At 35.0% G+C, this 4,288-nt stretch carries 5 protein-coding genes; 2 read left to right on the top strand and 3 right to left on the bottom strand.

Annotation, left to right across the window (positions count from 1 at the left end):
- The first annotated feature begins 152 nt into the window (after positions 1–152).
- Complete coding sequence (locus ACESM9_RS13885; protein ID WP_372999905.1) at positions 153–359, top strand: hypothetical protein; 207 nt, start codon at positions 153–155, stop codon at positions 357–359.
- Positions 360–432: 73 nt separating this feature from the next.
- Here the strand turns inward: ACESM9_RS13885 and ACESM9_RS13880 are convergent, their stop codons facing one another.
- From ACESM9_RS13880 to ACESM9_RS13870, 3 genes are all read right to left on the bottom strand, one after another.
- Complete coding sequence (locus ACESM9_RS13880; RefSeq protein ID WP_372999908.1) at positions 433–738, bottom strand: very short patch repair endonuclease; 306 nt, start codon at positions 736–738, stop codon at positions 433–435.
- A 128-nt stretch (positions 739–866) separates the two neighbouring features.
- On the bottom strand, positions 867–1,823 hold the full coding sequence (locus ACESM9_RS13875; protein WP_372999902.1) for a HaeIII family restriction endonuclease: 957 nt from the start codon (positions 1,821–1,823) through the stop codon (positions 867–869).
- The gene (locus tag ACESM9_RS13870; protein ID WP_372999899.1) at positions 1,775–2,764 is read right to left on the bottom strand and encodes a DNA cytosine methyltransferase; all 990 of its coding nucleotides are present in this window, start codon (positions 2,762–2,764) and stop codon (positions 1,775–1,777) included. Before ACESM9_RS13870 ends, ACESM9_RS13875 begins: the two co-directional genes overlap by 49 nt.
- Before the next feature lie 277 nt (positions 2,765–3,041).
- Here ACESM9_RS13870 and ACESM9_RS13865 point away from each other — a divergent pair, with 277 nt between their 5' ends.
- Complete coding sequence (locus ACESM9_RS13865; RefSeq protein WP_372999896.1) at positions 3,042–4,148, top strand: DNA cytosine methyltransferase; 1,107 nt, start codon at positions 3,042–3,044, stop codon at positions 4,146–4,148.
- Positions 4,149–4,288 lie beyond the last annotated feature (140 nt).

Genomic DNA, 4,288 nt, shown 5'->3' with positions numbered 1-4,288 from the left:
CCGGAAGGAGCACTTAAGGGCTTGCCTTCAAGAGCTATACAATACATCTTAGCTCTCTAGGAATGATATATATTTGTCAGCTTTCAGAGAAGGTATTTGTGGAAATTCGTAGAATATTACAGTCTATCATTAATAAGCGAAGGTGATGCTTAATGAGGTCATGTGAAGAAAATTACAATATGGTTATAGAAAATATGAAGATCGTTGATGATCCGGAAAATCTTAAGTGCACCTGCCCCAATACACTATGCGTATGGCACGGACGCTGCCGGGAATGTGTGGCTATACACAGATATCATGAGGACCATGTTCCTGAGTGCTTTCAATTGATTTTTAATAGTAAGGGTGAGAAGAGGTAGGTAGAAAACCGCAATATAAGGCTATGCCTAATATTGCGGTAGTTTTTTTGTGGTGGGGTACGGTGTTATAACCCTAGTTGGCAATAATCCTTGGAATTTCTAGAATACACTTTTGTAAATACTTTTTTATATCCTTCTCCCAAAATCTGATTACCTTCCAATCCATACGTACCAAATCCCCATTATGTCTTTTATCACGTTCTATACTTTTCTCAATTTTTGGAATCCAATATTCTCTATTTGATTTAATTTTATGCTTCTTTGTATCCCAATTATAGCCATGCCAAAATTCACCGTCTATAAAAATAGCAATCTTATGTTTAGTAATAGCTATATCAGGTTTACCGGGAAGTAGTGCATAATTCTTCCGATATCTAATACCACGATTCTATAATTCTTTGCATAGTAATCTTTCTGGAGTTGTATTCTCACTCTTTATTTTTTTCATCAATTTTGATCTTTCTGAAGTTGTATCAAAATAATAACTCATATATCCACCACTAAATTCTATACCCAAGCTTCCTCATGCGAATATAAGTTTTGTGGAATACCGATAAGTTGTATATCAAATTTCAAACTAGGCTCCACATAAGTACTAGCACTATGTATCCTAAGTGAGATCTGCCAGCCTTGGTCTAAAGCGATAATTACTGTGTTATTTGAATTTTGTTTGAAATAAATATCAAAAATTCTTGTAGGTAAATGTAAATTTGGTAAATTAATCATAGGTCTTACTCCTGCTGCTGGCCTATTCAACGTACCATAAAGTGAAAATGCTTGGATCTTGGTCATTCTTCTATTATCGATCGAAATAACCTTATAAAAATCATAATTACCTAATAAGTAACTCATAAGCCTAGCAGGAACTACACCAGGATTAGCAGCATCAAGCCTTCTTAATTCACTTATAAATGATTGAAGAATGGGTAAATAATATGATTCACCTTTATTAGGCACTTGATTCCACTTAATCCCTTGACCTTTTAACTCTCTTAATTGCGAAAAAAGAGGGCGTATTTCTTCGAAGTAAGTGGTAGAGCATGGAATATTAAGCCATGATGCTCCAAAGTCCAGTACGTCAGAAAGCCTAGAGTGCTTCACTGCCATATGATTATGCTTTACGGATAAACCTATTTCCCAGCCTGTACCTCTTCTAATCATAAGAATATCTCTAACATCACCAGCAATACCCCTGGCATCTTCTTGTATTGATAAGTATAAGGGAATATCACCATTTGGGTTTTCGAGCAATGGTTCAAGCCTTAATAATACATTTAATGCAGCATTAGCTGCGGATATCATCTTTTGCTGCATTATTGGTTGAAGAGTATTATAAAATTCTCTAGTAGAGTTATAAGCATCGTTTTGTTCAATAGTAATTGTCTGATTTGTTGATAGACGGTTATAAATCGCTGTTAAGCAAGCATACTCAAATGCTTTTCCGAGTTGGACTTGTCTAGGCATATAACATTCTCTCCTTTTTCTAGAGTTGAATATAATGCTTTAGCAATAGCTCCAGCAAGTTTTACAGGTACTGCATTACCTATTTGTTTGTATTTTGAAGTTAAATCTCCAACAAACTCCATACCAAGTGGAAATGTTTGGATGGCTGCTGCTTCTTGCCATGAAAATCTTCTAGTAGTCCCTTCAGAACCAAATGACCATAAATCTTTGTGTATTTTAATCATTTTGGGGGAGGAAGGATGTAAAGGGACTTGCTTTGCCATGGCTGGAATAGTATAGGATGTATCATCCCAATCCCTACGCCTATTTCTACTCATATATCGAGAAGAATAGGAGGCATTACAAATATCTTCAATCTTAGGTTCTTCAACAGAAGAGAGCGCTTCACGAATAGTTACTTTGTGATCCAACGGTTCTGGAAACTCAAAATTTAGTTTACAATTTTCTTTGATGCCAACAAGAATTACTCTCTCTCTATCTTGCGGAACACCGAAATCAGATGCATTTAATAATTTTGCCTTAACTATATATCCTTTACTTTTAAAATCCTCAATAATGGCTTCAATAATTGCACCACTACCAAGAGTCAGTATACCCTTAACATTTTCTGCAACAAAAGCAGTTGGTTCCTTTAACTCAACAAGTTTTACAAAATGCCTATACAGAGAATTTCTTTTGTCGTCAATTTTTCTTGGGCCAGCTAGACTAAATCCCTGACAAGGGAACCCGCCTAAAATCACATCAGGTTTTGGAATATTGTTAAATTCTAATTTTGAAATATCACCATGAACAACGTCTGCAGTAGACCAAATTTTGTGAGTTATACATGCATCTTTATCTATATCATTAGCCCATAGAATCTTATATCCCTGGTTTTCAAAACCCATATCCATACCGCCAGCTCCTGAAAAGAGGGAAACAATAGTATAGCTTTTTTTCATAAAAACTCTCCTTCCGTTTGAATAAAAGCATAATATACAAATATTCTCTTGCTGTTTATATTCGGGTTATAAATAGAATGTTACCTAAAGTAAAAGCCTACAAATAGATTAAGTACGGGGAATAAATAAATTTTATAATCAAATATAATTATATCATACCAAACCATATAGTATAAACAGTCTGATATCAAATCAGCTCTATGCACGAATTGACACTTATGTAATTATCTGGTATCATATATTAAGAACATATGTTCGTTTTAAAGGGAGGGGTAATATGAATTTAGTAAGCCTATTTGCAGGTGCCGGTGGTATGGATGTGGGCTTTAAAAAGGCTGGTTTTAATATAGTATGGGCAAATGAGTATGATAGTAGCATATGGGAAACTTATAATAGGAATCATACTGCTTTTCTTGATAAAAGAGACATTAGAAAAATCGATTCTTCAGATATACCAGATTGTGATGGCATAATCGGCGGTCCACCTTGTCAAAGTTGGAGTGAAGCAGGATCATTAAGGGGTATAAATGATGAGCGAGGAAAATTATTTTATGAATTTATCAGAGTTTTGAAAGATAAAAAACCAAAGTTTTTTGTTGCCGAGAATGTCTCGGGTATGTTAGCTGATATCCACAAATCAGCAGTTGAAAATATCATCAAAATGTTTATTGAAGCAGGGTATAATGTTTCAATAAAACTTTTGAATGCACTAGACTACGGGGTGGCACAGGATAGAAAAAGAGTATTTTATATAGGTTATAGGAAAGACCTAAACATAAGCTATAATTTTCCTTTGCCCATTGTAAAGAAACTTGTCTTAAGAGATGTAATATGGGATTTAAGAGACTCTGCTATACCAGCTTTATCAAAAAATAAGACCAATGGGAATAAGTGTTTAGTTAAAAACCATGAATATATGATAGGAAGTTTTTCAACTATTTATATGTCACGAAATAGGGTTCGCACATGGGATGAACCTTCATTTACAATACAAGCAGGGGGTAGGCATGCTCCTATTCACCCACAGGCACCAAAAATGGAGTTTGTTAATCAAAATAAAAGGATATTCGTTCCAGGTAAAGAGGATTTATATCGGAGGCTAAGTGTTAGAGAATGTGCTCGTATACAAACATTTCCTGATGATTTTATTTTTTACTATAACGATGTAAGTAATGCGTATAAAATGATAGGGAATGCAGTGCCTCCAGAACTAGCGTATCATGTTGCTAACAGCATTAAAATTTCTCTTGATCAAAGTATCCGATGTAATAAAGTAAAAATCCAATTCATACGCACTGCTCGGTCATTCTTTGAGGGTTCTCAACCCTCTCTCTATAAAACAACAAACAAAAAAGACTTTTTGCTAAATAGCCAAAAGCCTTGAAATAATCATTTATGGCGGAGAGAGGGATTCGAAGCCGGGTGGCCGGCAGCCATAATTTGGTCAGTGAGTCATGTTTATTTGAAGCATATGAGATACCCGATTCATACATAATGTTCGGCCATTCTTTGAGGGTTCTCAAC

This window comes from Lutispora sp., from assembly GCF_041687175.1.
GTDB lineage: Bacteria > Bacillota > Clostridia > Lutisporales > Lutisporaceae > Lutispora.
The sequence above is the reverse complement of the archived record's forward strand: the minus strand, read 5'-3'. Positions and strand labels throughout refer to the sequence as shown.

Bases quoted from the DNA above. Each gene is read 5' to 3' on its own strand.
- ACESM9_RS13885 (WP_372999905.1), top strand. From the start codon at position 153: ATGAGGTCATGTGAAGAAAATTACAATATGGTTATAGAAAATATGAAG.
- ACESM9_RS13875 (WP_372999902.1), bottom strand. From the start codon at position 1,823: ATGCCTAGACAAGTCCAACTCGGAAAAGCATTTGAGTATGCTTGCTTA.
- ACESM9_RS13870 (WP_372999899.1), bottom strand. From the start codon at position 2,764: ATGAAAAAAAGCTATACTATTGTTTCCCTCTTTTCAGGAGCTGGCGGT.
- ACESM9_RS13865 (WP_372999896.1), top strand. From the start codon at position 3,042: ATGAATTTAGTAAGCCTATTTGCAGGTGCCGGTGGTATGGATGTGGGC.